The organism is Mycobacterium sp. GA-1285, from assembly GCF_001499905.1.
Classification (GTDB): domain Bacteria; phylum Actinomycetota; class Actinomycetes; order Mycobacteriales; family Mycobacteriaceae; genus Mycobacterium.
In genome coordinates this window covers 361,582-387,495 of the sequence record NZ_LQIS01000001.1, presented here as the reverse complement: position 1 = coordinate 387,495, position 25,914 = coordinate 361,582, and the positions used below count along the sequence as shown (strand labels likewise).

23 protein-coding genes are annotated in these 25,914 nt (G+C 68.5%); 13 read left to right on the top strand and 10 right to left on the bottom strand.

From position 1 onward, the window contains the following. Positions 1-3 precede the first annotated feature (3 nt). Positions 4-723 carry a sensor domain-containing protein gene (locus AU193_RS01760; RefSeq protein ID WP_064420599.1) on the top strand — a complete coding sequence of 240 codons (720 nt, stop codon included), beginning with the start codon at positions 4-6 and terminating at the stop codon, positions 721-723. Positions 724-783: 60 nt separating this feature from the next. Continuing rightward, the gene (locus AU193_RS01755) at positions 784-1,491 is read left to right on the top strand and encodes a sensor domain-containing protein (protein WP_064420598.1); all 708 of its coding nucleotides are present in this window, start codon (positions 784-786) and stop codon (positions 1,489-1,491) included. A gap of 15 nt (positions 1,492-1,506) precedes the next feature. Here the strand turns inward: AU193_RS01755 and AU193_RS01750 are convergent, their stop codons facing one another. From AU193_RS01750 to AU193_RS01725, 6 genes are all read right to left on the bottom strand, one after another. Further along, positions 1,507-2,769 carry an MFS transporter gene (locus AU193_RS01750; protein WP_064420597.1) on the bottom strand — a complete coding sequence of 421 codons (1,263 nt, stop codon included), beginning with the start codon at positions 2,767-2,769 and terminating at the stop codon, positions 1,507-1,509. Further along, on the bottom strand, positions 2,766-4,145 hold the full coding sequence (locus AU193_RS01745; RefSeq protein WP_064420596.1) for a rhodanese-like domain-containing protein: 1,380 nt from the start codon (positions 4,143-4,145) through the stop codon (positions 2,766-2,768). The genes AU193_RS01750 and AU193_RS01745 overlap by 4 nt, the downstream gene beginning before the upstream one ends. Further along, complete coding sequence (gene mddA, locus AU193_RS01740) at positions 4,142-4,909, bottom strand: methanethiol S-methyltransferase (RefSeq protein ID WP_064420595.1); 768 nt, start codon at positions 4,907-4,909, stop codon at positions 4,142-4,144. Before mddA ends, AU193_RS01745 begins: the two co-directional genes overlap by 4 nt. A 9-nt stretch (positions 4,910-4,918) precedes the next feature. Next, entirely contained in the window at positions 4,919-5,599 is a 681-nt protein-coding gene (locus AU193_RS01735; RefSeq protein WP_064420594.1) for a metalloregulator ArsR/SmtB family transcription factor, read from the bottom strand. 151 nt (positions 5,600-5,750) lie between these two features. Then, complete coding sequence (locus AU193_RS01730) at positions 5,751-7,787, bottom strand: glycoside hydrolase family 15 protein (RefSeq protein WP_064420593.1); 2,037 nt, start codon at positions 7,785-7,787, stop codon at positions 5,751-5,753. A 48-nt stretch (positions 7,788-7,835) separates the two neighbouring features. Next, entirely contained in the window at positions 7,836-9,050 is a 1,215-nt protein-coding gene (locus AU193_RS01725) for an FAD-dependent oxidoreductase (RefSeq protein ID WP_064420592.1), read from the bottom strand. Between the two features lie 31 nt (positions 9,051-9,081). Here AU193_RS01725 and AU193_RS01720 point away from each other — a divergent pair, with 31 nt between their 5' ends. The 7 genes from AU193_RS01720 to AU193_RS01695 all read left to right on the top strand — a co-directional run bounded on the left by AU193_RS01720 (position 9,082) and on the right by AU193_RS01695 (position 14,520). Beyond that, positions 9,082-9,279: a hypothetical protein gene (locus AU193_RS01720; RefSeq protein WP_064420591.1), complete on the top strand. Its 198-nt coding sequence runs from the start codon at positions 9,082-9,084 to the stop codon at positions 9,277-9,279. Positions 9,280-9,419: 140 nt separating this feature from the next. Then, positions 9,420-9,512, top strand: a complete 93-nt coding sequence (locus tag AU193_RS23795; RefSeq protein WP_371259118.1) for an Ms4533A family Cys-rich leader peptide — start codon at positions 9,420-9,422, stop codon at positions 9,510-9,512. 118 nt (positions 9,513-9,630) lie between these two features. Beyond that, on the top strand, positions 9,631-10,644 hold the full coding sequence (locus tag AU193_RS01715; RefSeq protein ID WP_064420590.1) for an extracellular solute-binding protein: 1,014 nt from the start codon (positions 9,631-9,633) through the stop codon (positions 10,642-10,644). Beyond that, positions 10,641-11,504, top strand: a complete 864-nt coding sequence (cysT, locus tag AU193_RS01710) for a sulfate ABC transporter permease subunit CysT (RefSeq protein WP_064420589.1) — start codon at positions 10,641-10,643, stop codon at positions 11,502-11,504. The genes AU193_RS01715 and cysT overlap by 4 nt, the downstream gene beginning before the upstream one ends. Continuing rightward, positions 11,501-12,316 (top strand): sulfate ABC transporter permease subunit CysW, encoded by an 816-nt coding sequence (gene cysW / locus AU193_RS01705; RefSeq protein WP_064420588.1) that lies wholly within the window; start codon positions 11,501-11,503, stop codon positions 12,314-12,316. The genes cysT and cysW overlap by 4 nt, the downstream gene beginning before the upstream one ends. A gap of 12 nt (positions 12,317-12,328) precedes the next feature. Further along, on the top strand, positions 12,329-13,384 hold the full coding sequence (locus AU193_RS01700; RefSeq protein ID WP_064420587.1) for a sulfate/molybdate ABC transporter ATP-binding protein: 1,056 nt from the start codon (positions 12,329-12,331) through the stop codon (positions 13,382-13,384). Between the two features lie 65 nt (positions 13,385-13,449). Then, positions 13,450-14,520 carry a class I SAM-dependent methyltransferase gene (locus AU193_RS01695; protein ID WP_064420586.1) on the top strand — a complete coding sequence of 357 codons (1,071 nt, stop codon included), beginning with the start codon at positions 13,450-13,452 and terminating at the stop codon, positions 14,518-14,520. Positions 14,521-14,527: 7 nt separating this feature from the next. On the opposite strand, the gene AU193_RS01690 is transcribed toward AU193_RS01695, so the two are convergent. The 4 genes from AU193_RS01690 to AU193_RS23790 form a co-directional block, all read right to left on the bottom strand. Beyond that, positions 14,528-15,235 (bottom strand): sirohydrochlorin chelatase, encoded by a 708-nt coding sequence (locus AU193_RS01690; protein ID WP_064420585.1) that lies wholly within the window; start codon positions 15,233-15,235, stop codon positions 14,528-14,530. A 7-nt stretch (positions 15,236-15,242) separates the two neighbouring features. After that, entirely contained in the window at positions 15,243-15,959 is a 717-nt protein-coding gene (locus tag AU193_RS01685; protein WP_172798181.1) for a phosphoadenylyl-sulfate reductase, read from the bottom strand. 8 nt (positions 15,960-15,967) lie between these two features. Further along, positions 15,968-17,650, bottom strand: a complete 1,683-nt coding sequence (locus tag AU193_RS01680) for a nitrite/sulfite reductase (RefSeq protein WP_064420583.1) — start codon at positions 17,648-17,650, stop codon at positions 15,968-15,970. Between the two features lie 112 nt (positions 17,651-17,762). Then, positions 17,763-17,864 carry an Ms4527A family Cys-rich leader peptide gene (locus AU193_RS23790; RefSeq protein WP_353612135.1) on the bottom strand — a complete coding sequence of 34 codons (102 nt, stop codon included), beginning with the start codon at positions 17,862-17,864 and terminating at the stop codon, positions 17,763-17,765. A 156-nt stretch (positions 17,865-18,020) separates the two neighbouring features. Here AU193_RS23790 and hemW point away from each other — a divergent pair, with 156 nt between their 5' ends. The 4 genes from hemW to AU193_RS01660 all read left to right on the top strand — a co-directional run bounded on the left by hemW (position 18,021) and on the right by AU193_RS01660 (position 25,914). Continuing rightward, positions 18,021-19,211, top strand: a complete 1,191-nt coding sequence (gene hemW / locus AU193_RS01675; protein WP_064420582.1) for a radical SAM family heme chaperone HemW — start codon at positions 18,021-18,023, stop codon at positions 19,209-19,211. A 136-nt stretch (positions 19,212-19,347) separates the two neighbouring features. Next, complete coding sequence (locus AU193_RS01670; RefSeq protein WP_064420581.1) at positions 19,348-19,860, top strand: sigma-70 family RNA polymerase sigma factor; 513 nt, start codon at positions 19,348-19,350, stop codon at positions 19,858-19,860. Next, a complete protein-coding gene (locus AU193_RS01665; RefSeq protein WP_064420580.1) occupies positions 19,857-20,561 on the top strand; it encodes a hypothetical protein in 705 nt (234 codons plus the stop codon). Before AU193_RS01670 ends, AU193_RS01665 begins: the two co-directional genes overlap by 4 nt. 181 nt (positions 20,562-20,742) lie before the next feature. Then, on the top strand, positions 20,743-25,914 hold the full coding sequence (locus tag AU193_RS01660; protein WP_064420579.1) for a type I polyketide synthase: 5,172 nt from the start codon (positions 20,743-20,745) through the stop codon (positions 25,912-25,914).

Sequence of the window (25,914 nt, the reverse complement as noted above, 5' to 3'; positions counted from 1 at the left end):
ATCGTGCGCTCGGCGGCGATGACGGCGGCGGCGGTGGGCGCATGCGCGATCGTCGTCGGCTGTTCGACGCCCGCCGTCGATGCGCCGGCCCCGCAGGTCGCCGAGGTCGTCAAACCGTCGCCCAACCGGATGCTCGACCAGGCGCTGCCCACCGCCGAGGAACTGACCACGATGTTCGGGGCCAGCGGCCTCATGGGCCAGGTCGTCGAGGGTGGCGCCGACATGCTGCTGCAGGGTGTGGGGCAGTCGGAAGCAACGCCGCTCGACTGTGTGAGCACCGGATACCGGCTGGAGAAGGTCGTGTATCAGGCCAGCCCGGTGCGGTCGGTGGTCAGCCAGTCGTGGGCCGGCGGCGACGCCAACGGTCCGACCGTTACCGGGTTCTTCGGCGTGGTCGAGTTCGTCGACGCCGATGCCGCGCAGGGGTTCTTCGCCACGTCGGCCGACAAGTGGCACCGATGCAACGGCCAGACGCTGGTGTTGAACCAACCCGACCGCGGCGCACAGGGATCGAGCCGGATCACCGAGGTCGGTGTCGACGACGAGATCGTCTCGGCGGTGCTGATGCAGGACGCCGGGTCGACGATTCAGCGGGCCCTCGGGGTGGCCGGCGATTGCATCGTGGAGGTGGAGATCGCCGATGTCGCCGGACCCAGTCCGACCGGCGCCCGGCAGGCGAGCGCGGTCGCCGACCTGATGCTGGAGAAGATCGGCCGGTCCTGAACGCGCCGCGAAATTGTCATCGACGCCGCGAATCGGCCGGAAGTCGGTCACAATGACGCGGTGACTCCATTCGGCACGGCGTCGCGGCTGTTCATCGCGGGTGTCGTCGTGGTGACGTCGGCTGTGCTGACTGGCTGTGTGAGCACCGTTGCGGGCATGGCCGTGCGTGGCCAGTCCGGGTCGTTCGACGTGCCGGAGCTGACCGCTGAGAAGCTCGACGACGTATTGGTCACCATCGGTGAAGTGAACGGAATCATGGGCTCGACGACGATGAAGGTCACAAGCGAACTCGACGAGATGACCGATCATTCCGACGACGTGTCGGAGCGCGAGTGCCTCGGTGCCATGTACGGCGCCGAGGGGCCGGTGTACGCGGGCAGCGGATGGACCGACGTGCGCGACCAGGTGGCCCGAGAGCCGCAGGAGGACAACGACCATTGGGTCGAACAGACCGCGGTGCTCTACAGCTCCGCCGAGGAGGCGCAGCGTTTTTTCGACAAGTCCAGGTCGGCGTGGGAGGGTTGCGCCAATTCCACTGTCACCGTTGACAGTTCGGGAGATTCGTACTTGTGGGAGCTCGGTGAGGTCCGCACCGAAGGTGAGATGATCACTCAGGTCACGACCCAACAGGATGCCGACGGCTGGGCGTGTCAACATGCGCTGTCGACCGCGTCGAACCTGACCGTTGAGGCATGGGCGTGCAGTTACTCGATTGGCGACGAGGCGGCTACCATCGCGCAGGACATGCTCGCCAACGCGGCGAAGTAAGGTCTCGCCCGTGGATCAACTCGAGTGTCGCCCGGTCGGCTGCGACGTTGGGTGTGTCTCGTACATTCGCGCCGCGACCACGATCGCCGAGACGACGGTGAAGCCGGCGGCGACCCACACCGCAGCGCGCAGACCCCACAGGTCGGCCGTGGCCCCTCCGACGATCGCCCCGGCGGCATAGCCGCTGTCTCTCCACAGTCGGTAGATCCCCACGGCGCGCGCACGCCAAAGCGGGTGCGCGACATCGCCGACCGCGGCCAGCAGGGTCGGGTAGACCATGGCCGTGCCCGCGCCGAGCAGGGTGCCCGCCAGTGCCCACCACGTGAAGGTGTCAACGTTGGCGATCATCGCCAGCGCGACCGCCTGGGCGAGCATGCCCGCGGTGATCAGACGCTTGCGGCCCCACCGGTCCGAGAGCGCACCGGTGAGGACCTGCCCCAGACCCCAGACAGCCGGATACACGGCGACGAGGATGCCGATGCGCTCGATCGGCATACCGGTGCTGGCGAACAGGATCGGGAACAAACCCCACGACAGCCCGAAGTTCAGGTTGTTGATCAGGCCCGCCTGGCTCGCCGACGACAGGGCCGGTTCCGTGAATGAGGTGTGCACGAAGATCTCGCGGTTGGTCGCCTCGGCGCCGACGTCCCCGTGGTGGCCGGCCTCGAGACGGGCATGGCTTCGCGTCTCGTGCACCAGAGCCGCGCTGACCGCAAGCCCGATCACCGCATAGCACAGACCGAGCAGAAACGGCGCCGGCCGCAGCCCGTAGTGGGCGGCGAGATATCCGGCGACGACGGCGGTCACTGCGACGGCCCCGTATCCGGCCGCTTCGTTGAAACCCATTGCCAGCCCGCGCTGCCGGGGGCCGACGAGGTCGATTTTCATCACCACGGTCGTGGACCAGGTGAGTCCCTGGCTGAGCCCGAGCAGCACGTTGGCGGCGACGACGCATCCCCATGACGGCGCCCAGATCAACAGCAGCGGTATGGGGATCGCGAGCAGCCAGCCCACCACCAGGACCGGCTTTCGGCCGAAGCGGTCCGACCACCTGCCCGCGAAATAGTTGGCGGCAGCCTTGGTGATGCCGAATGCCAGCACATAGGTGCATAGGAAGGTGTAACCGGTCAGCGCAAAGTGTCGCTCCGCCAGCAGCGGCAGCACCGTCTGTTCCTGCCCCACCATGCCGCCGACGAGCGCGTTGACGGCGACGAGCAGGAGGAACTGAAATAGATTGGCGCGCAGGCCGAGCCGCGGCGGCGGTGGCCTAACGGTCATACGCCGCTCTCGAGTCGGCGGCCGGTGGCCTTCGTCCAGTCGCCGGGTCCACCGTCGAGCACCGCCAGGCCGCGGTGCCCCGCCGCCTCCAGCAGACTCGCGGCACCCATCGCACGTTCACCGTGGCCGCACATCACCACCGTAGGCCGGTCGGGGACATCGGCCACCTTGGCGCCGACCCGGCCCAGTTCGATGTGCTGAGCGCCGGGTACGTGGCCGCTCGCGAATTCGGATTCCTGTCGGATGTCGAGAACATGGCGAGCGCCGATGTCTGTCGGCCGCACCAGGGACATGCTCGCCGTGGCATGTCCGGCGGCCACCCACGCGTCCATTCCGCCGTGCAGCTCACCCACGACGGTGTCGCAGCCGATCTTGGCTGCCTGCCAACCGATCTCTGCCGCATCCTGGTGGTCGTCGCGCACGATGATGAGCGGTCGGTGAGGCGGTGCCAGCCACCCCAACCAGCTACCGAATACCGGTCGCAGCGGTATGGATATCGCACCGGGGATGTGGCGGGCCGCGTAGCGGTCCATCGGGCGGGCGTCGACGAGTGCCGCACCATCGGCGAGCCTGCTGCGAACCTCGTCGACGTTCAGCGGCGCCAGGAGGGGTTCGCCATCGAGCAGCGGCGGCCCGATCCGGTTGAGCTCGCCCAGCCTGCGGAAGTAAGGCGGATAACTGCCCAGTGAGCCGAAAAGCTCTGATACGAAGGCGTTTTCGTCAGACGCCGCGAGCAATGGATTGGTGGCGATCTCGCGGGCGATCGTGCTGGTCCGCTCGGCGCCTGCGGGCGCCGAGCAGAACGATCCGGCACCGTGGGTCGGCCAGACCCCGACGTCGCCGGGCAGCCCGGCCAGCCGCCGCAACGACGCATATTGCGCTCGGGTCAGCTCGTCGGTGAGTCCATCCGAGACGAGGTCGGTGCGGGCCGTCGATCCCACGATCAACGAGCCACCGGTGAAGACGCCGACCTCGCGGCTGCCATCAAGCAGGAGGTACGCCATGTGTTCGTACGTGTGGCCGGGGGTGAGCAGCGCGCGCAGTCGAAGTCCACCCAGGTCCACTTCGTCACCGTCGTACAGGCCGGTGTGTGCGAACTCGCGATGTCCCGCCGCCGACGCCAGGACGCTGGTGCCCGACTTGGCGGCGAGTTCGACTGCCCCGGAAAGGAAGTCCGCGTGCAGATGGGTGTCTGCCGCGAAGGCCACCGACAGGTTCCGTGTGGCTGCGGCCTTGTGTACCGCGCGGAGATCACGGCTGACGTCGACGGCCAGTGCACGGCCGTCACCCAGGTCGACGAGATACGCGGAGTTGCCGAGGCCCTCATCTACGATCGGGATCAGGTCGATGCCGCTCTTGGTGAGTGGTGAGGTCATGCCGGCCGGACCGTCGGGTCGGGCGCCCCGTGTGTGTGCCGGTGCAGCTTGGGTATCAGGCCGCCGACCCGGTCTCGGTAACCGCGGTAGTCGTCACCGAGAGCGGCGGTGAGATCGCGCTCTTCGAGGCGGATTGCGATCAGGATGTAACCCGTGGTGACCAGCGCGAAGAGCAGATGGCCCGCGGTCATGGTGGGCGTTGCCCAGAAGGCGATGATGAAACCCACCATGATCGGATGGCGCACAGTGCGATACAGCATCGAGGTACGGAAGGGCAGGTTCGTGTACGGCTCGCCGCGCCACGCCAGATACACCTGGCGCAGACCGAACAGGTCGAAGTGATTGATCATGAACGTCGACGCCAGAACCGTCAACCAGCCCAGTGCGAACAACGTCCACAGAACGAAGACGGCGGGCGGCCACGTGACGTCCCAGATTATCGTCGGCATGGTGCGCCACTGCCAATACAGCACGAAGAGCGCGATACTCGCGATCAGCACGTAGGTGCTGCGCTCGATCGTCGACGGCACGAACCTCGTCCACCACCGCTTGAACCCGGGCCGCGCCATCACACTGTGCTGAACGGCGAAGAGTCCTAGTAGCAACACATTCACGACGAGGGCTTCACCGACGGACGCTGAGACGCCGTTGTCGACCGAGCGAGGCACCACGAAGTTGCCGACGAAGCCGATGGCATACAGAAACGCCGCCAGGAACACGACGTAGCACACGGCGCCGTAGCCGATGATCACTGCACGCTTCATGGTGTCCTCCTATGACGCCGTGCGGACCGGGCGGCCCGCAAGCTTCCATTCCGGGAATCCCTCGGAAAGTCGTTGTGCCATGAAGCCATTGGCGCGTAGCAATGCCACCGCCTCGTCGGCGTACACACAGTAGGGTCCTCGGCAGTACGCGACATAGTCCTTGTCGGCACGGAGTTCGGCCAGCCGACCCGGGAGATCGGACACCGGCATCGAAAGCGCTCCGGTGATGTGTCCTGCCGCGTACTCCTGTGCGGGACGCACATCCAGCAGCACGACACCGTCGTCGGACAGGCGTCGGGCGAGTTCGTCGGGCGTCACGGGTTCGAAACCGTGCCGGTCGCCGAGGAAGTCGCGCACGACACGATCCACCTCGGCGAGGTGCTCTTCTGCGGTGCGTCGCAGCGCCAGTACGAGCGCGGACACCTCGGCGCCGGCCAGTCGGTAGTGGACGAACAATCCTTCGCGTCGAGTGCGCACCAACTGGGCCTGTCGCAACTGCTGCAGGTGGCGCGACGCGTTGGCGACGGAAAGCCCCGTCTCGGCCGCCACGGACTCGACCGTGCGCTCGCCTTGCGCCAGCACCTCGAGAATTTCCAAGCGGGGGGCGCTGGCCAGCGCCTTGCCGATGCGTGCGAACTCTCCGTACAACCGATTCTTGAACGCCCGCTTCACCGCGGGTTGTGTAGTCACCTATTCAAGGTAATTCGTGAATAGCCAGTTGGGAAGGCCTAATTCTCTTGCGAGCTGCCCTTGCCCCAGTCCTTGCCCAGCCGAATAGTCGCGCAACTGCCCGCTCCAACCGAGAGGGAGCAGCTTCGCGTCTGCTGTTGGGAAACGCGAGCTACATCGGGGCGTTGGCCGGGACGAACACCCCGGAACTGTCGGCCTCCTCCTCGGCCCGGATCACGTGCACGACCGCGTTGATCAACGCCAGGTGGGTGAACGCCTGCGGGTAGTTGCCGAGATGGCGGCCGGTGCGCGGCTCGATCTCCTCGGCGTAGAGGTGCAGCGGGCTGGCGAACGACAGCAGCCGCTCACACAGATGCTTCGCGCGGCTGATCTCGCCGATCTCGACCAGCGCCGAAACCAGCCAGAACGAGCAGATCGTGAAGGTGCCCTCCTCGCCGGACAGCCCGTCGTCGGTCTCCTCGACGCGGTAGCGCAGCACCAGGCCTTCCTCGGTCAGCTCGTCGGCGATCGCCAGCACCGTCGCGCGCACCCGCGGATCGTCGGGCGGCAGGAACCGGGTCAGCACGGCCAGCAACAACGAGGCGTCGAGCGCGTCGTCGCCGTAACGCTGCGTCAGCACACCGCGGGAGTCGACACCGTGCTTGAGCACGTCGGCCTTGATCTCCTCGGCGATCGCACGCCACTGCTGGGCGTAGGACTTCTCGCCCTGCAGTTCGGCGAGCTTGGAGCCGCGGTCCAGCGCCACCCAGCACATGATCTTCGAGCTCGTGAAGTGCTGCGGCTCGCCGCGCACCTCCCAGATCCCGCGGTCGGGTTCCTTCCAGTGCTTGATCGCCTCTTCGACCTGCTGCTTGCACACCGGCCACAGCGTGTCGGAGATCTGCTCGCGCGACTTGGCGTGCAGATACACCGAATCCAGCATGGTGCCCCAGATGTCGTGCTGCATCTGGTTGTACGCGCCGTTGCCGATGCGCACCGGCCGCGCCCCGTCGTATCCGGACAGGTGGCGCAGTTCCTCCTCCAAGAGGGTGCGCTCGCCACCGACGGCGTACATCACCTGAAGTGGGTGTCGCTCACCGTTGTTCGCACCCGACACGTCGGCGATGAAGGCGAAGAAGTCGTCGGCCTCGCGATCGAGCCCCAACGTGTAGAGGCCCCACAGCGCGAACGTCGAATCACGCACCCACGCATAGCGGTAGTCCCAGTTGCGTTCGCCCTGCGGCGTTTCCGGCAGTGACGTGGTCGGCGCGGCCAGCAGCGCACCGGTCGGGGAGTAGGTCAGTCCCTTCAGCGTCAGCGCGCTGCGCTGTAGGTAGGCCCGCCACGGGTGGTCGGGGAAGTCGCCGACGTTGATCCATTGGCGCCAGGCCTCACTGGTCTGCCACATCTTGTCGGCGGCCTCGTCATAGGTCTGCGGCGCCGGGTGCTTGGACCACGACAGCGCGACGAACGCGTTGTCGCCCTCCTTCATGCGGGTGCGCGCCCTCGCCTCGTGGCCCTCCAGGCCGAGCCGCAGGTTGGTGGTGAGACGAAGCGTGGGATGGGCGTCGGCGTCGCGGGTGGCCCGCGCGATCGCCTCGCCGTACGCCTGCGCCGAGTACTCCCATGTTGCGGGGATGCGGTGGTAGTCGAACGCGGGCTCGCAGTTCATCACCAGTTCGACGGTGCCGCTCACACATCGCACCGTGCGCAGCAGGATGTGCTCGGCATCCCAGTCCATCGGCGTGCGGCGGTGGGTGCGCGAGCGGGTCTCCAGGTCGTGCCACGGGCCCATCACCAACGCCTCGCGCACGATCAGCCATCCGGTGTGGGTCTGCCACGTCGTCTCCAGGATCAGGCTGCCGGGCAGGTAGCGCCGGGCCGAGGGCACCGTCACGCCGTAGGGCCCCAACCGGAAGTGGCCGGCGCCGCGATCGAGGATGGCGCCGAACACGCTCGGCGAGTCCGGGCGTGGCACGCACAACCACTCGATCGAACCGGCCGAGGAGATCAGGCACGTGTTCTCACAATCGGACAGAAAGCCGTAGTCGGCGATGGGCGGAAACGGGTTTCGCAACGCTCCGGTGGGCGCGTACGGCGTCGGGGCGGTCACGGTCAACGGGGTGTTCGCCATGACGGCCTGGGCGGGCTTCGCCCCGTTCTCCGTCTCCGTTGACCCGTCCGACGGCCCGGATTGTTGCAGAACCATGCCGACATCATCGACTGCCGACGCGCTCGGCGTCTACTCGTTGACCCGTCAACGGCGGGCGAAGGCCGGAATGTGTTCCGGAAGGGGACCGATCGCCACCCCGTAGGCCGCCACTTGACGCAACATCGGCAGCCCGGCCGCGACGCGCACGAACCACGGCGCCTCGGCCCGCCCGGTCGAGGCGACCGCGGCCGCGATGACACGGCGGTGGATCACCTTCTGCACCGACTGGATCAACGCCGCGGGCAGCCAGCGCCGCGTCTGCACGCGCGCCAGATGCCGGGTGGACAGCGTGCCGTCGCGCAACGGACGCGCCAGGATCCGACCCGCGGCCACGGCGTCGGCCACCGCGAGGTTGATGCCCACCCCGCCGACCGGCGACATCGCGTGGGCGGCGTCGCCGATCAGCAGCAGGCCGTCGCCGTACCAGCGCCGCAACCGGTTCAGTTGCACATCGAGCAGTTTCACGTCCTCGAATGACGTCACCGCCCCGATGCGGTCGGCCAGCCACGGCACCAGCGCCACCACACCGCGGTGCAGCGACTCGATACCCCGCGCGCGCAACTGCGCGTCACGGCCCTTCGGGATGACGTACGCGCACTGGTAGTAGTCACCGCGGTCGATGACGATCTGCGCGGCCCCGGCGCCGAGGACACCGGCGAGCCCGTGCGGGTCCTCGGGATCGCGGGGCACCCGAAACCACCAGACATCCATCGGAACACCGAAGTTCTTCGGCTCCAGCCCCATCGCGGTGCGTAGCGTCGACGACCGCCCGTCGCAGGCGACGGTCAACGCCGCGCGCATCTCGCGCACCGCACCGTCCGCGCCGCGGTAGCGGACACCGACCACCCTGTCGCCGTGACGGATCGGTCCCAGCACCTCGGTGCTGCGCAGCAAGGTGAACGACGGCTCCCGCGCGGCGGCGGTGGCCAGCAATTCCAGGAAATCCCACTGCGGCACCAGGGCAATGTGCTTGTGGGGCCCGGGAATTCGCCGCAGATCCATGGTGACCGGCGTGCCTTGCACCGTCATCGACAACGTGTCGATCTCGCGGTGCGGAACAGCTGCGAATTCGTCGGACAGCCCTAACTCGTCGAGCAGTCGCAGCGTGCTGGCATGCACGGTGTCACCACGGAAATCGCGGAGGAAATCGGCGTGCTTCTCCATGACCGTGACGTCGACCCCGGCGCGGGCGAGCAGCAACGCGAGCATCATACCCGCCGGACCGCCGCCGGCCACGATGCAGGTGGTGTCGGCGGGCACGTGCCCATCTTCGCATCGCTACGCTGGCTGCGTGGGTGGCTTCCTGAGTTGGTGGGACGGTGTCGAACTCTGGCTCACCGGCCTGCCGTTCGTCGCCCAGACCGCGGTGGTGATGCCGGTGGTGCTCGCGCTGGCGTACGGCACCGCGGTCGTGCTCGACGGCGCCCTCGGTAACGGGATCAGGCTGTTTCGCCACCTTCGCCATGACGAACGGGACGCCGACCAGTGAGCGGCGGGATGCCGCGGTCCCGGGTGACGTTGGTGCTCGTCATCCTGCTGATCCTGGTGATCGTCATGTGGCTGTTCACGCGTTGACGCCGCCGAAACGCTCACCGAGCAGGTTGGGAGAATTCTGTTAGGCTTCGCGCCATGCAAACAGCGTCCGGCAACAAGAGCGGCCATGTGCTGGCCCTCATTGCCGTGAGTTTGAGCGCTGTTGCTGATGTCCGTTGTTGTTGCTGACTCCTCCGCCCGTCCGCGGTTCGGCGTCGGTAACGGCTGTGGGATGACGCCCTCGCGCTGATCCATCGCCTTCCCGTCGGGTCGGGTACCACCGAAGTCCCCCAACGAAAGGTCACCGATGGTCGACATCCGCAGAACCTGGCGCGCCGTTGCGGCGCTGGCCACCACCGCCACCGTGCTCGCCGCGTGCGGCGGCGGTTCGAGCGACGTGGCAGGGGAGGGCGGCGGCAACGGCGCCGACACGACGCTGACGCTCGTCGCGTACGCCGTGCCCGAGCCGGGTTGGAGCAAGATCATCCCCGCGTTCGCCGCCACCCCGGAGGGTAAGGGTGTCGGCGTGACGACGTCCTACGGCGCCTCGGGCGATCAGTCGCGCGCTGTCGTCGACGGCAAGCCCGCTGACATCGTGAACTTCTCCGTCGAACCCGACATCACCCGCCTGGTCAAGGCCGACAAGGTGGCCGAGGACTGGGACGCCGACGCCACCAAGGGCATCCCGTTCGGGTCCGTGGTCTCGATCGCGGTGCGCCCCGGCAACCCCAAGAACATCCGCGACTGGCCGGATCTGCTCAAGCCCGGCGTCGAGGTCATCACGCCCAGCCCGCTGAGCTCCGGGTCGGCCAAGTGGAACCTTCTGGCGCCGTACGCGTGGGCCAGCAAGGGCGGTCAGGATCCCCAGGCCGGGCTCGACTACGTCACCGAGCTGGTGACCCAGCACATCAAGCTGCGCCCGGGTTCCGGCCGTGAGGCCACCGACGTCTTCCGCCAGGGCAGCGGCGACGTGCTGCTGGCCTACGAGAACGAGGCGCTGCACTTTGACCTCGAGCACGTGAACCCGCCGGAGACCTTCAAGATCGAGAACCCGGTCGCGGTGGTGACGTCGAGCGCGCACCTGGACAAGGCGAACGCGCTGAAGAACTTCATCTACACCCCGGAGGCGCAGAAGCTGTGGGCGGAGGCCGGCTTCCGGCCCGTCGATCCCGCCGTGCTCGAGGAGTTCAGGGACAAGTACCCCGCGCCCGCCAAGCTGTGGACCGCCCAGGACCTCGGGGGCTGGGAGAAGCTGGATCCCGAACTGTTCGACAAGACCAACGGCTCCATCACCAAGATCTACACCCAGGCGACCGGATGACCTCTTCCGTCGTGACCCGGCCCGAGCTCACCGGTGGTGAGCCGGGCCGCGGGTCCCGATTCCTCGAACGTCGTCACGGGACGACGTCGCTGCGGGTGGGAGCCGCGACGATCTGGCTGAGCATCATTGTGCTGCTGCCCCTTGCCGCGATCCTGTGGCAGGCGGCAGGCGGCGGCTGGCAGGCGTTCTGGCTGGCGGTCACATCGAACGCGGCCATCGCGTCGTTCAAGGTGACCCTGAGCGTGTCGTTCGGGGTGACGGTGGTCAACCTGGTGTTCGGCTTGCTGGTGGCGTGGGTGCTCACGCGCGACGACTTCGTCGGCAAGCGGCTGATCGATTCGGTGATCGACCTGCCGTTCGCGCTGCCGACGATCGTGGCCAGCCTGGTCATGCTCGCGCTCTACGGGCCGGCCAGTCCGGTGGGGCTGCACCTACAGCACACCAGGTGGGGCATCGGGGTGGCGCTGCTGTTCGTCACGCTGCCGTTCGTGGTGCGGTCCGTGCAACCGGTGTTGCTGGAACTGGACCGCGAAATCGAGGAGGCCGCAGCGTCGTTGGGCGCCAACAACTGGATCATCTTCACCAGGGTGATGCTGCCCGCGCTTCTGCCGTCGCTGCTGTCGGGCGCCGGTCTGGCGTTCTCCCGCGCGATCGGCGAATTCGGTTCGGTGGTCCTGATCGGTGGTGCCGTGCCCGGTGAGACCGAGGTGTCATCGCAGTGGATCCGCACCCTGATCGAGAACGACGACCGCACCGGTGCGGCGGCGATTTCGATTGTGCTGCTGTTGATTTCGTTCGTTATGCTGTTCATACTGCGCGCGGTCGGCTCGCGTGCTGCGCGACGGGAGTTGGCGCAATGATCCTGTCGCCCGCGGTCAAGCATCTGCTGCGCTACCTCGCGCTGGCCTACGTCGTCGTCCTGGTCGTCGTGCCCGTCGGGCTGATCCTGTGGCGCACGTTCTCGCCGGGCATCGGTGCGTTCGTCGAATCGATCAGCACCCCGGCCGCGATATCGGCGCTGAACCTGTCGCTTCTGGTGGTCGCCATCGTCGTGCCGCTCAACGTGTTGTTCGGCGTACCCACGGCGTTGGTGTTGGCGCGCAACAAGTTCCGGGGAAAGAGCGCGCTACAGGCCGTCATCGATCTGCCGTTCGCGGTGTCGCCGGTGGTGGTCGGCGTCGCGCTGATCCTGCTGTGGGGCTCGGCGGGGCTCTTCGGCTTCGTGGAGAACAACCTCGGGTTCAAGATCATCTTCGGTTTCCCCGGCATCGTGCTGGCCAGCGTCTTCGTGACGGTGCCGTTCGTGATCCGCGAGGTCGAACCGGTGCTGCACGAAATCGGTACCGATCAGGAAGAGGCCGCGGCCACGCTGGGCTCGCAGTGGTGGCAGACGTTCTGGCGGGTGACGCTGCCGTCCATCCGGTGGGGTCTGACGTACGGCGTGGTGTTGACGATCGCGCGCACCCTCGGCGAGTACGGCGCCGTGCTGATGGTGTCGTCCAATCTGCCGGGAAGCTCGCAAACGCTCACACTGTTGGTGTCGGACCGCTACACCCGCGGCGCCGAATACGGCGCCTATGCGGTGTCGACGCTGCTGATGGCGGTGGCGGTGGTGGTGCTGGTGGCGCAGTTGGTCCTCGACGCGCGGCGGGTCCGGGCGGGCAAGGCGTAGGGAGAAGAACAGATGACGAACGCAATCGTCGTGCGCGGAGCGAACAAGCATTACGGTGACTTCGCCGCGTTGGACAACGTCGACTTCGAGGTGCCGTCCGGCTCGCTGACCGCACTGCTCGGACCCAGCGGGTCGGGCAAGTCGACGCTGCTGCGGGCCATCGCCGGCCTGGACCAGCCCGACACCGGCACCATCACGATCAACGGACGTGACGTCACGAACGTGCCGCCGCAGCGCCGCGGCATCGGTTTCGTGTTCCAGCACTATGCCGCGTTCAAGCACCTCACAGTGCGCGACAACGTCGCGTTCGGGCTGAAGATCCGCAAAAGGCCCAAGGCAGAGATCAGGGAGAAGGTCGACAACCTCCTGGAAGTGGTGGGGCTGGCCGGTTTCCAGACCCGCTACCCGAATCAACTCTCCGGCGGCCAGCGTCAGCGCATGGCGCTGGCCCGCGCGCTGGCGGTCGATCCGCAGGTGCTGCTGCTCGACGAACCGTTCGGCGCGCTCGACGCCAAGGTGCGTGAGGACCTGCGGGCGTGGCTGCGCCGGCTGCACGAGGAGGTGCACGTCACCACGGTGCTGGTGACCCACGATCAATCCGAGGCCCTCGACGTCGCCGACCGGATCGCGGTGCTGAACAAGGGACGCATCGAACAAGTCGGTTCGCCCGCCGAGGTTTACGATGCGCCCGCCAACGCGTTCGTCATGTCGTTCCTCGGCGCGGTGTCGTCGCTGAACGGTTCGCTGGTGCGTCCGCACGATATCCGCGTCGGCCGCAACCCGGACATGGCGATCGCTTCCACCGACGAGTCGGTGCAGTCGACGGGGGTGGTGCGCGCGATCATCGACCGGATCGTCATGTTGGGCTTCGAGGTCCGCGTCGAGTTGCACAGTGCGACCGACCAAACGCCGTTCACCGCGCAGATCACCCGGGGAGACGCCGAAGCGCTCGGCCTCAGGGAAGGCGACACGGTCTACGTCCGCGCCACCCGGGTGCCTCCGCTGCCGGGCGGTACGCATGTCCCGGCCAGCGACAGGGCCGACGACGAAGCGCTGACCAAGGCCTGATTTCCGGCCGAAAATGGGGCAATTGCCCCATCCCGTGCGGCTGTTGGCCTGGTTGGGTTGCTCGTATGAACACCTCGAGCACACCGACCCTGGTCGACCCGGACAAGCTGATGGACTTCGTCTTCCGCGCGGTCGAGGAGGCGGGCGCCGCGCTCAACTGCGCCCTCGTGGTCATGGGCGACCGCCTCGGGTACTACCGGTCGCTGACCGAACACGGGCCGAGCACGCCCGCCGAGTTGGCCGAGCGCACCGGCACCGACGAGCGCTACGCCCGCGAGTGGCTCAACGCGCAAGCGGCCGGCTCGTTCGTCGAGTACGACCCTGAGGCCGGGCGTTACCGGCTTCCCCCCGAGCAGGCCGTGGCCCTCACCGATGAGACCAGCCCGGCCTTCGTCGGCGGCCTGTTCCAGATCGCCCACGGAACCGCGGCGGATGCCGCCCGGGTCGTGGAGGCGGCATCGACGGGTCGCGGTGTCGGCTGGGGCGATCACAACACCGATGTCCACGTCGGATGCGAACGGTTCTTCCGCCCGACCTACACCGCGCACCTGGTGAACGATTGGCTTCCGGGGTTGGACGGCGTCGTGGACAAACTGGCTTCCGGTGCCACGGTGGCCGACGTGGGATGTGGCCACGGAGCATCGACATTGCTGATGGCACAAGCGTTTCCGGCGTCGACGTTCGTCGGCGTGGACGGTCACGCGGAGTCCATCGAGGTCGCCCGTGAACGCACGGGGACAGCGGCAGCGGTCGATTTCCGGGTCGCGCCCGCCGACGCCTTCGGTGGTGGACCGTACGACCTGGTGACGATGTTCGATTGCCTGCACGACATGGGTGATCCGATCGGTGCGGCGCGCCACATCCGGGAGGTCATCGCGCAGGACGGTACGTGGATGGTGGTCGAACCGGCCGCCGGTGATCGGGTCGAAGACAACCTCAACCCGATCGGGCGCGCGTACTACGGCTTCTCCACGCTGCTGTGCACGCCGTCGTCGATGGCGCAGCCGGTCGGGATGGCGCTGGGCACTCAGGCGGGTCCGGCCCGCATCCGCGACGTGGTGACCGGAGCCGGGTTCAGCCGGTTCCGCCTGGCCGCACAGACACCGTTCAACAACGTGTTCGAGGTTCGGCCCTGACGACGGGTCAGGCGGCGGCCGCGGCGCCCGCGGCGATCGCGTCGTAGCGGTCCAACACCGTCGCTGCGACGAGGTTGTGCGATCCGAGCGGTTCGGCCATCGCGATGCCTTGCGCCACAGCGTATCCGGTGACGCGATCGGTGATCAGACCGTGCGCCAGGAACCACGGCGCGATGACCAGACGTTCGGCGCCGTGGGCGCGTAGGCGGTCGGCGACATCGGGGACATCGGCGTATGGTCCGGTGGCGAACGCCACTTCGGCTCCCGCCCAACGGGTTCCGGACCGCAAGACCCGGGCGACCGTCGCTGTCCGGGCATTCGCATCCGGACGTGACGACCCGACCGCGACCACGAGGACACCCACGCCCTCGTCATCGGGGGAGACGCCGAGCTCGGCCAGCCGCTGACGCAATACCGTCAACAGCGCCGGATCCTCGCCGAGCACCTCGGCCCGATCGACCATCGCGCCCGATTCCTCGATGATCGAGGGGATGTCGACCCGCGCATGGAACGCGCTGGCCAACAAGAACGGTACGACCACACCGGGGCGGTCCAGAGCGCGCAAGGTGTCCAGCAGGGTCGGGCCGTTCTGCTCCAGGAACGCCGGACGGACGTCGAGCCACGGCCGCAGCCGCCTGACCCGGCCCGCGACGGCATGCGTCACCGCCGCCGAACGTGGGTCGGCGCTGCCGTGCGCGGTCAGCACGAGCGTCATTGTGACCTCACGAGGCGTGCAACCCGCACTCGATCTTGCCGGTCCCGGCCCAGCGGCCGCTGCGGGGATCGGCGCCTTCGACGGGCTTCGCTGTGCACGGTGCGCAGCCGATCGACGGATACCCCTCGTAGACAAGCGGATTGACCAGCACACCGTTGGCGTCGATGTAGGCCTGCATGTCCTCGTCGGTCCAGGCCGCCAGCGGATTGATCTTCACCAGCCCGAAGGCCTTGTCCCAACTGATGAGTGGCGCGTTGGCGCGCGTGGGCGCCTCGACGCGGCGAATGCCGGTCACCCAGGCCGAGTAACCGCGCAGTGCCTTGGACAGCGGCTCGACCTTGCGCATGCGGCAGCACTCGTTGGGCTCGCGGGCGAACAGGTTCTTGCCGAACAACTCGTCCTGCTCGGCCACGCTCTTCTCGGCCGTGACGTTGACGATGTTGACGTCGTAGACCGCCTCGACGGCGTCGCGCGTGCCGATGGTCTCGACGAAGTGGTATCCGGTGTCGAGGAACAGGATGTCGACGCCGGGCCGCACCTTCGCGGCCAGATCGATGAGCACGGCGTCCTGCATGTTCGAGGCCACCACATAGCCGGATCCATTGGCCGGCCCGCCGGCGTCGCCGAAGTGCTCGTCGGTCCAGCGCAACAGGTCGTTGGCACTCGCCCCGTCGAGTTCGGCGGCACCGCGCTCGGCCAGCGCCTGCAGTTCGATCTCGTTCATCAAATCCGTCACCGCAAATCCGCCTCGTCTGCTCGTATCGCCCACGTAGCGAAACGCTCGCCCTGCTCTCGTTGTTTCACGAAATTGCGGACGACCCTGTCGACGTAGTCACCGAGCTCGGTGGCCAGCACCTTGTGTTGGCGTAGCTTGCGCCCGAATCCGCTGTCCAGGCCGAGGCTGCCGCCCAGGTGCACCTGGAAACCCTCGACCGAGTTGCCGTCACCGTCGTCGACCATCTGGCCCTTGAACCCGATGTCGGCGACCTGGATGCGGGCGCAAGAGTTCGGGCAGCCGTTGATGTTCACCGTGATCGGCACGTCGAGCTGCGCGTTGATGTCCTCGAGCCGCTTCTCCAGCTCGGGGACCAGGACCTGCGCGCGGTTGCGGGTCTCGGCGAACGACAGCTTGCAGTACTCGATGCCGGTGCACGCCATGAGGTTCTTGCGCCACGCCGACGGCCGCGACGGCAGGCCCAGCGCGTCGAGTCCGGCGACCAGCTCGTCGAGCTTGTCGTCGGCGACGTCGAGGATCACCAGCTTCTGGTACGGGGTCAGCCGGATCCGGTCCGAGCCCGCCGCCTCGGCGAGGTCGGCCACCTTGGTCAGGATGGTGCCGGATACCCGGCCCGCGATCGGCGCGACGCCGACGGCGTTGAGCCCGTTCTTGAGCTTCTGGATGCCGACGTGATCGATGGGGTGCTTGACCGGCTCGGGCGCCGGCCCGTCGATCAGCTTGCGGCCCAGATACTCCTGTTCGAGGACTTCACGGAATTTTTCTACGCCCCAGTCCTTGATCAAGAACTTCAGCCGCGCCTTGCTGCGCAGCCGCCGGTAGCCGTAGTCGCGGAAGACCGATGTCACGCCCTCCCAGACGTCGGGGACCTCTTCCAACGGCACCCACGCACCGAGGCGCTGGGCGAGCATCGGGTTGGTCGACAGACCGCCGCCCACCCACACGTCCAGGCCGGGTCCATGCTCAGGGTGGCTGACTCCGATGAACGCGACGTCGTTGACCTCGTGGGCGACGTCCTGCAGGCCCGAGATCGCGGTCTTGTACTTGCGCGGCAGGTTGGAGAACGCCGGGTTGCCGATGTAGCGGCGCACGATCTCGTCGACGGCCCAACTCGGGTCGAGGACCTCGTCGAGGGACTCACCGGACAGCGGGCCGCCCAACACCACACGCGGGCAGTCGCCGCACGCCTCGGTGGTCTGCAGCCCGACCGCGGCCAGCCGCTCCCAGATCTGTGGCACGTCCTCGATCTGGATCCAGTGGTATTGCACGTTCTCGCGGTCGCTGATGTCGGCGGTGTCGCGGGCGTACTCCGTGGAGATCTCGCCGATGGTGCGCAGTGCCGCGGCGCTCAGCGCGCCGCCGTCGCAGCGCACCCGCATCATGAAGTACTTGGCCTCCAGCAAGTCGGCGTTCTCGTCGCCGGTCCAGGTGCCGTCGTAGCCCTGCTCACGCTGGGTGTAGAGACCCATCCAGCGCATGCGGCCGCGCAGGTCCTGTTTGTCGATGCTGTCAAAGCCGCGCTTCGAGTAGATGTCGAGGATCCGAGCGCGGACGTTGAGCGCGTCGTCGTCCTTCTTGAACTGCTCGTTGGCGTTCAGTGGCTCGCGGTACCCGAGCGCCCACTGCCCTTCGGCACGGGTCTTCTTGGCGGGTCTCGGTTTGGATTCCGCGGTGGTCATGGGGTGGCTCCTCGGTGGAGCCGGCGTTCGAATCGCGCGTGATTACCGGGTGGCTGTCCGGCGGCGCAGATCCGGCGGCCAGCTGTACGTACGGGTGGGCTGGGGACCTAGATCAAGCGCAAGGCAGACAACAACAGGTACACACGCGCTTGAAGTCGACGTGCCGGCGCGCCACCAGCGATACACGCTTGGGGAAGATGCGGGCGGCAGTCACGCCGCCAATTGTGCCACGGATCCCCCCACCAGCCCTAACCGGGGGAGATTTGCGCTCATGGTGAGCGGAACTTCGTCGAGACTGTATCCACGCATCGGAAGTTCGAGTGCACGCCTGCGTGAGTGCAATCTCGCGTGCAGGCGGACAATCGCTGACATGACCCGAACCGCAGCCGGCCCCGCCGCGACGGTGGCGGCGCTGCCAGCGCTGACCCCGACGCAGGGGCGGCCGTTCGGCGTGTACATCCACGTGCCGTTCTGCGCCACCCGCTGCGGGTACTGCGACTTCAACACCTACACACCCGGCGAGCTGGGCGGCGTCAACCCGGACGCGTGGCTCGCGGCGCTGCGTACGGAGTTGACGCTGGCCGCGCAGCACCTGGGCCACGTCCCCGAGGTCGACACCGTGTTCGTCGGCGGCGGCACGCCGTCGCTGCTGGGCGGGTCCGGTCTGGCCGCGGTGCTCGACGCCGTGCGGGCGCACTTCCCGCTGGCCGCGGCGGCAGAGGTCACCACCGAAGCCAACCCCGAATCGACGTCTGCGCAGTTGTTCGACCAGCTGCGCGCGGCCGGATACACCCGGATTTCGTTGGGCATGCAGTCGGCGGCTCCGCATGTGCTGGCGGTGCTCGACCGGACGCATTCGCCGGGCAGGGCGCTCGCCGCGGCGCGAGAGGCCCGCGCCGCGGGTTTCGACCACGTCAACCTCGACCTGATCTACGGCACGCCGGGGGAGTCCGACGACGACCTGCTGCGCTCGGTCGACGCCGTCGTCGAAACCGGTGTCGACCACGTGTCGGCCTACGCGCTGGTCATCGAGGACGGGACGGCCATGGCCCGGCGGGTCCGGCGCGGCGAGCTCGTGCCGACCGGCGACGACGTGCTGGCCCGCCGCTACGAGTTGCTCGACGCGCGCCTGGTAGCCGCCGGTTTCGCCTGGTACGAGGTCTCGAACTGGAGCCGGCCGGGCGGTGAGTGCCTGCACAACATCGGCTACTGGAACGGTGGCCAGTGGTGGGGTGCGGGACCGGGCGCGCACGGTTTCGTCAACGCGGTGCGCTGGTGGAACGTCAAACACCCGAGCACATATGCGCAGACGCTGGCCGACGGCTCGCTGCCGGTGGCCGATTACGAACGCCTCGACGCCGCCACCCTGCACATCGAGGACGTGATGCTGCGGGTGCGGTTGCGCGACGGGCTGCCGACAAGCGTGCTGAGCGCACCCGAACGGGAGCGGGCCGCGGTGGCGGTCGCCGACGGACTGCTGAGCCGGGTTGCCGACCGGCTGGTGCTCACCGACCGCGGCCGGCTGCTGGCCGATGCGGTGGTCCGCGATCTGCTCACCTGAGTGACTGCCGAAACTGAGCTTGTAAGCGAAAACTCGCCGATTTCTCGCGCATAAGCTCATTTTCGCGGGCCGGGCGTTGAACGATTGAGCGGTGAACGTCGTTGTGCTCGACGATGACGACTGCGGTGGATGAGCGATGACTCCCGACCCCGCGCAGGCCGAGTTGCTGCGCGCGATCCACGACGAGCACAGCCAGGCGCTGCTGCGGTACGTGCTGCGGCTCACCCGCGGTGACATGCCGTTCGCGGAGGACGTCGTGCAGGAAGCCCTGCTGCGGCTGTGGCGCAAACCGGAGATCCTGCAACCGGATGACGCGGCGCGGGCGTGGCTGTTCACCGTAGCGCGCAACCTCGTCATCGATGACCGGCGCAGTGCACGCTTCAGCCGGGAGTTGCAGACCGACGACCTGCCCGAGCGGCCGTCGCTCGACGCGATCGGGCCCGCGGTCGACAAGTGGATACTCGCCGACGCGCTGAAATCGCTCAGCGTCGACCACCGCACCGCGATCGTGCGCGCGTACTACCTCGGGCAGACTGTCGCCGACATCGCCCAGCATGAGCGGATCGCACCGGGCACCGTCAAGTCCAGGCTTCATTACGCGTTGCGGGCGTTGCGGATTGCGCTGCAGGAGAAGGGGGTCGTCCAATGAGTGAACAGTTCGACCGGACGCCCGACGACAACCTCGCGGAATGGGATGCGGCCTACGTGCTCGGCGCACTCAGCGTGGAGGATCGTCGCACCTATGAGGATTACCTCGCCGCGAACCCGGCACGCGCCGCCGAGCTGACCGACCTCGCCGAGATGCCGGCGATCCTCGGCGCGCTCAGCCGCGAGGAGGCCGTCGCGCTGACCGATCTGGGCGAGACGCCCGAGGCCGACCGCTCCGCAGGCATCGCGTCGCTGGCGCGTGCCGCGGGCAGGCGCGAGCGGCGGTCACGCCGGGCGATGCTCGCGGCGACCGTCGCGGTCGCGGCGGCCCTCGCCGTCCTCGGCGGCGTCGTGGGCGCGACGGTCTTTCCCCGCACGACCTCGCAGACGGTGGCGATGGAGCCGATGCAGCCCGGTCAGCGCCAGGGTTTGACCGCCCAACTCGCGGTGACCGAGAAGAAGTGGGGCACCGAGCTCAACTGGGCCTGCGAGTACACCAAGGACTGGGCCCGCGACGTCGAGAGCTACGACATCGTGGTGACGACGCGCGACGGCGTCGAGACCGCGGTGGGTTCGTGGCGACCCGCGGGCGACGAGGCGACCGGGCTGTCCGCGGCGACGAGCATCCCCACCTCAGAGATCCGCAGCGTCGACATCCGGGTGTCGGGCAGCGACGAGCCGCTCGCCGTTCGCGCCTTGTGACGGCTCGGCGGTGGCGGTTGGGTGCGGCGGCGGATCGGCGTCGCGGCAAGCCAATTCGAACGTGATCGGCACCACGGTCACGCGGCCTGCGTAGGTCCCACAAATGGGCGCGGTTATGCCAATATGGCCGCCATGGCGTGTGGCTTCTTAGGCAAGGCTATCCAGGCTGGACGCTTCTGACGTGACCGATACCGCCCCGTCCGACGATTCCCCACGCCCCGACCCGATCGCGATCATCGGGATCGGTTGCCGCGTGGCCGGTGCGATCGGCACCCCGGAACAGTTCTGGAACTTCCTGCTCGACGGCGGCAGCGACGTCCGCGAGGTGCCGCGGGAGCGCTGGGAGCCGTACCTTCAGCGCGATCCCCGCAACGCCGCGGTGCTCAAGGACCTCACCCGGTGGGGAACGTTCCTCGACGACCTGCCGGGGTTCGACGCCGAGTTCTTCGGCGTCTCACCGCGCGAGGCGGAGCTGATGGACCCCCAGCAGCGGCTGGCGCTCGAGGTGAGCTGGGAGGCACTCGAACACGCGGGCGTTCCGCCGAAATCGTTGGCGGGCAGCGACACCGCGGTGCTGATGGGCGTCAACTCCGACGATTACGGCAAGCTGATCATGGAAGACCTGCCGGGGATCGAGGCGTGGACGGGCATCGGGACGTCGCTGTGCGGCATCGCCAACCGCGTCTCACACCTGCTCGACTTGCGCGGCCCCAGCGTCGCGCTCGACGCGGCGTGCGCGGCCTCACTGGTCGCGGTGCACCAGGCGTGTCAGATGCTCGCTGCCCGTGAGACGTCGCTGGCGCTGGCGGGCGGGGTCAGCGCGTTGATCGGCCCGGGCCTGACCCGGGTGCTCGACGTGGCAGGCGCGACCGCGCCCGACGGCCGGTGCAAGACCTTCGACGCTTCGGCCGACGGCTACGGACGCGGTGAAGGCGCCGGCGTGGTGGTGCTCAAGCGCCTCGCCGACGCGCTGCGCGACGGCGACCACGTGTACGCGGTCGTGCGGGGCGGTGCGGTGGCGCAGGACGGACGTACCGTCGGCATCATGTCGCCCAACGGCGACGCGCAGGCCGACATGTTCCGCCGCGCATGCCGATTCGCAGGCATCTCGCCGGCCAGCGTCGGCTACGTCGAGGCGCACGGCACCGGCACCCCTGCCGGTGACCCAACCGAGGTGGGCGCCCTCGCAGCGGTTTACGGTACGGACCGACCCGCCGACGCGCCGTGCCGCATCGGGTCGGTGAAGCCCAACGTCGGCCACCTCGAAGGCGGTGCCGGAGTGGTGGGGCTCATCAAGGCCGCGCTGGCGCTGCACCACCGGACCATTCCTCCGACGGCGGGCATCAACTCGCTGACCCCGGCCGTCGACTGGGCCACCAGCGGACTGCGGGTCCCGACGCGGGTCGAAGCCTGGGACAGTTCCGACGATGCGCCCCGGCGTGCCGCGGTGTGCAGCTACGGCTACGGCGGAACCATCGCGCACGTGCTTCTCGAGGAAGCGCCGACCGCGCATCTGTCCCCGAAACCCCTACCGGCACACCAGTTTCCGGCGGTCATTCCCGTCTCGGCGCGCAACGTCGCCCGGCTGCGCACACAGGCGGGTGCGCTCGCCGAATACCTCCGCGACCACCCTGCGCCGATCGGCGACGTCGCGGCCAGCCTGTGGGCGCGGCGTTCGCACGAACCGGCGAGGGCCGCCGTCGTCGCCGACGACACCGATGGTGCGGCGGCCGGGTTGACCGCACTCGCCGAGGATGTCCCGGACCCCTCCGTGGTGACCGGTACGGTGCTGCCCGCCGCGGTGAACGGCGCGGTCTGGGTGTTCTCCGGCCACGGCTCGCACTGGACCGGTATGGGCGGTGAACTGCTCACGGCGGCATCAGAATTCGCCGACGTGATAGACGCCATCGACCCGGTGTTCACCGCCGAGTTGGGGTTCTCGGCGCGCCGTGCGCTGAGCACAGGGGAACTCGGCGGGACCGATCAGGTGCAGGCGCTGACGTTCGCGATGCAGGTGGGCCTGGCCGCGATGCTGCGCTCGCGCGGCGTCACACCGGCGGCGGTCATCGGACACTCGGTCGGCGAGGTCGCGGCATGCGTCACCGCAGGGGTCTTCGATCTGGCCGTCGGCGCCGCGGTGGCGTGTTATCGCGCCCGCGGCTTCCGCTCGGTGATGGGCAGGGGCGCGATGGCGCTCGTTCGGCTCCCCTTCGCCGAGGCCGAGCGGCGGCTGGCTGGGCGGACCGATGTGGTCGCGGCGATCAGCGCGTCGCCCGAGTCGACGGTGATATCGGGCGCCGTGGGTGCGGTCGACGACATCTGCAGGGAATGGGCCGGTCAGGGCTTCATGGTCCGCCGCGTCAACACCGACGTCGCCTTCCACAGCCCCGCCATGGACGCATTGACCGGTGAGCTCGGACGTCTCACGGCCCACCTCCCACCGCCGCGCGCAGCCGAGATTCCGCTCTACACAACGGCATTGGCCGATCCCCGCTCCGTGGCGCCACGCGATCAGCGCTACTGGGTGGCCAACCTGCGCGACCGGGTGCGCTTCGCCGAAGCCGTTTCGGCGGCCGTCGAGGACGGGCATCGGCTGTTCCTCGAGGTGTCGGCGCACCCGGTGGTGGCCCACTCGATCGTCGAGACCCTCACGGCGAGCGGTGCCGGCCAGCATGCCGTCGTCCCGCTGTTACGTCGTGACCGCCCCCAGATGCGTTCGCTGGCAACGGCGGTCGCCGCGCTGCACTGCCATGGTGCGCCGGTCGAGCACCGACTCCGGTCGGCGCCCTGGGTCTCCGGTCTTCCGGTGACGCAGTGGCAACACCGCCGCTTCTGGCGCACACCGACCCCTCCGCCCGGCGGCCGAGGTGTGCACGACGTCGACACCCACACGCTGCTCGGCGGCCGGATTCAGGTGACCGGTGCGGTGGCCTCCACGATGTGGCAGACGCGCGTGGACCTCGACTCGCGCCCGTATCCGGGCGATCACCCGGTGAAGGGCACTGAGATCGTGCCCGCCGCCGTCCTCATCAACACCTTCCTCGGTGCGGCCGGCGAATTGGACACGCACCGTGACCGCGCGGGCAGGGACCTCGTCGACGTCCGGTTGCGGACCCCGGTAGCGCCGGGACGCGCCCGTGACGTGCAGGTGGTCCTGCAGGACCGCGGTCTGACCCTGGCCACCCGCCTCGTCGACGACGACGAGGACGCCGTCGACGGCGGCTGGTTGACCCACAGCAGCGCGGTGGTCGCGGCCGACGACGACATCGAGGATCTCCTCGGCGGGGTGCTCGACGAGTCGGCCGCTCGCGACGGCTGCCGAGATCCACTGCCGCCGAATCATGTCGTGGACACGCTCGCGACATTGGGTGTCGCCGCCATGGGATTCGATTGGGAGATCCTCGAATTGCACGGCGGTGACGGCGAACTGCTTGCCAGGGTGGCCGCGCGCGGTGACCGCACGACGCCTGACACCTGGGCTTCGCTGCTGGACGCGGCGACCTCCGCGGCCTCCACGGTGTTCGACGGGCCGCCGCGGCTGCGCATGCCCGCCCACATCGATCGCGTGCAGGTACACGGCTGCCCACCGGCGGTGGCGTTGCTGCACGCGCGGCGCAGGCCCGGCACCACCGCGACCGACGTATTGCTTGCCGAGGAGTCCGGCAAGGTCCTCGCCTCGCTGACGGGCATGTCCTTCGAACAGCTCGAAAACCCCTCCGGCCGTGACGTTTCCCGGATGCTGCACCGCGTCTCGTGGCAGCCGGTGCGGTGGCAGGCCGACCGTCGGCCCGGGGCGGTCGTCGTCATCGGCGGCGATGCCGCCACCCGCGAGTTCGTGACGCGGGACCTGTCGGCCGCCGGCGTGCCCACTGTGCTCTACGGCGATGCGTTCGAGATCGTTTCTGCGGCAGAGTCCTTCGACCGAGACACCGTCGTGTTGGTGCTCCCGAGCGCGCACGACACGCCGGAACGATCGGTCGGCGTGGTGACCCGTACGCTGCGTGGGCTGCTCGACTCCGGCGCCAAGGCGCGGATGTGGGTGCTCACGCAGGGCGTGTACGAGGGCGCGAACGTGCTGCACGCACCGCTGTGGGGGCTGGCCAGGGTCGCGGCCGCCGAACATCCGAAGGTCTTCGGCGGCGTGATCGACGTGACCACAACCGAACTCCCGGTCGGGGTCCTCGCCTCGGTGCAGGGCCAACCGGTCGTGGCTTTCCGCGACGGCTCCGCCCACTCGGCGCGCCTGTCGGCGGCGGGCCGGGGGACCGGAGCGCCGATGCAGTGCTCGGCCGCCGGCACCTATGTCATCACCGGTGGCACCGGCGCGCTCGGCCTGCGGATGGCACGACGACTCGCCGACATCGGCGCACGTCGACTGGTGTTGCTCTCGCGCAGCGGTATGCCCGATCGCTCTGAGTGGCAATCGGATTCGAACCTCGTCCACACGGTCACGACGCTGGAGGAGCGCGGTGTGTCCGTACGCGTGGCGGCGTTGGACATCGCCGCGCCCGCAGCGGCCGACGAACTGCGCGCCGCGCTGCGCGACCTGCCTCCCGTGCGCGGGGTGATTCACGCGGCCGGTGTCGAGGCGGGTGCGCTGCTGGTCAACACGACGCCCGAGGATTTCAGCGCGGCGATGCGTCCCAAGGTCGACGGGACGCTGACCCTTCACGAGGTGTTTCCGCCCGAACAGTTGGACTGGCTGGTGCTGTTCTCGTCGTGCGGCTACCTCGCCGGCTTCCCCGGCCAGGGTGCCTACGCGTGCGCGAACTCGTTTCTCGATGGAATGGCGCGACACCGGCGGGCTCTGGGCGACCGCACCGTCAGCGTCGCCTGGACCGCCTGGCGGGGCCTGGGCATGGGGTCGACCTCCGGCTTCGTGGCGGCACAACTGGATGCGCTGGGCATGGACACGATCGGAGCGGACGAGGCGATGCGGGCGCTCGACCTGGCGATGCGCCATGACGATTCGAATATCGTTGTGCTGCCGGTGCTTCCGGCGGCCGCGTCGGTGCCGATGCTGGCCGACGTGGCGCCAACGGCGTACGAGGGTGCACGCGAGGACGCACCCGACGCGAGCTTGGTCGATGCCGATCCCGACCGCATCGCAGCGATCGTCACTGCCGCCGTGGCCGCACAGCTGGGCGTGGCCGAGGCGGACGTCGACACCGGCCTGCCGCTGGTGGAGGTCGGCGTCGACTCGATCATGACCGTCGGGCTGCTCAAGCAGCTGGAGAAGCAGACCGGATTGCCGTTGCCGCCGACACTGCTATGGGAGTACCCGACGGCAGCAGCGGTCTGCGAACGCCTCGTCGAGCTGCTCGACGCACCGCAGGCGGTCGAGGTGTCCTGA

What these genes read in the sequence shown, in the direction of transcription:
- AU193_RS01750 (WP_064420597.1), bottom strand. Translation starts at nt 2,769, where the DNA reads ATGACCGTTAGGCCACCGCCGCCGCGGCTCGGCCTGCGCGCCAATCTA.
- AU193_RS01745 (WP_064420596.1), bottom strand. Translation starts at nt 4,145, where the DNA reads ATGACCTCACCACTCACCAAGAGCGGCATCGACCTGATCCCGATCGTA.
- mddA (WP_064420595.1), bottom strand. Translation starts at nt 4,909, where the DNA reads ATGAAGCGTGCAGTGATCATCGGCTACGGCGCCGTGTGCTACGTCGTG.
- AU193_RS01730 (WP_064420593.1), bottom strand. Translation starts at nt 7,787, where the DNA reads ATGGTTCTGCAACAATCCGGGCCGTCGGACGGGTCAACGGAGACGGAG.
- AU193_RS23795 (WP_371259118.1), top strand. Translation starts at nt 9,420, where the DNA reads ATGCAAACAGCGTCCGGCAACAAGAGCGGCCATGTGCTGGCCCTCATT.
- AU193_RS01715 (WP_064420590.1), top strand. Translation starts at nt 9,631, where the DNA reads ATGGTCGACATCCGCAGAACCTGGCGCGCCGTTGCGGCGCTGGCCACC.
- cysT (WP_064420589.1), top strand. Translation starts at nt 10,641, where the DNA reads ATGACCTCTTCCGTCGTGACCCGGCCCGAGCTCACCGGTGGTGAGCCG.
- cysW (WP_064420588.1), top strand. Translation starts at nt 11,501, where the DNA reads ATGATCCTGTCGCCCGCGGTCAAGCATCTGCTGCGCTACCTCGCGCTG.
- AU193_RS01700 (WP_064420587.1), top strand. Translation starts at nt 12,329, where the DNA reads ATGACGAACGCAATCGTCGTGCGCGGAGCGAACAAGCATTACGGTGAC.
- AU193_RS01695 (WP_064420586.1), top strand. Translation starts at nt 13,450, where the DNA reads ATGAACACCTCGAGCACACCGACCCTGGTCGACCCGGACAAGCTGATG.
- AU193_RS01690 (WP_064420585.1), bottom strand. Translation starts at nt 15,235, where the DNA reads ATGACGCTCGTGCTGACCGCGCACGGCAGCGCCGACCCACGTTCGGCG.
- AU193_RS01685 (WP_172798181.1), bottom strand. Translation starts at nt 15,959, where the DNA reads ATGAACGAGATCGAACTGCAGGCGCTGGCCGAGCGCGGTGCCGCCGAA.
- AU193_RS01680 (WP_064420583.1), bottom strand. Translation starts at nt 17,650, where the DNA reads ATGACCACCGCGGAATCCAAACCGAGACCCGCCAAGAAGACCCGTGCC.
- hemW (WP_064420582.1), top strand. Translation starts at nt 18,021, where the DNA reads ATGACCCGAACCGCAGCCGGCCCCGCCGCGACGGTGGCGGCGCTGCCA.
- AU193_RS01670 (WP_064420581.1), top strand. Translation starts at nt 19,348, where the DNA reads ATGACTCCCGACCCCGCGCAGGCCGAGTTGCTGCGCGCGATCCACGAC.
- AU193_RS01665 (WP_064420580.1), top strand. Translation starts at nt 19,857, where the DNA reads ATGAGTGAACAGTTCGACCGGACGCCCGACGACAACCTCGCGGAATGG.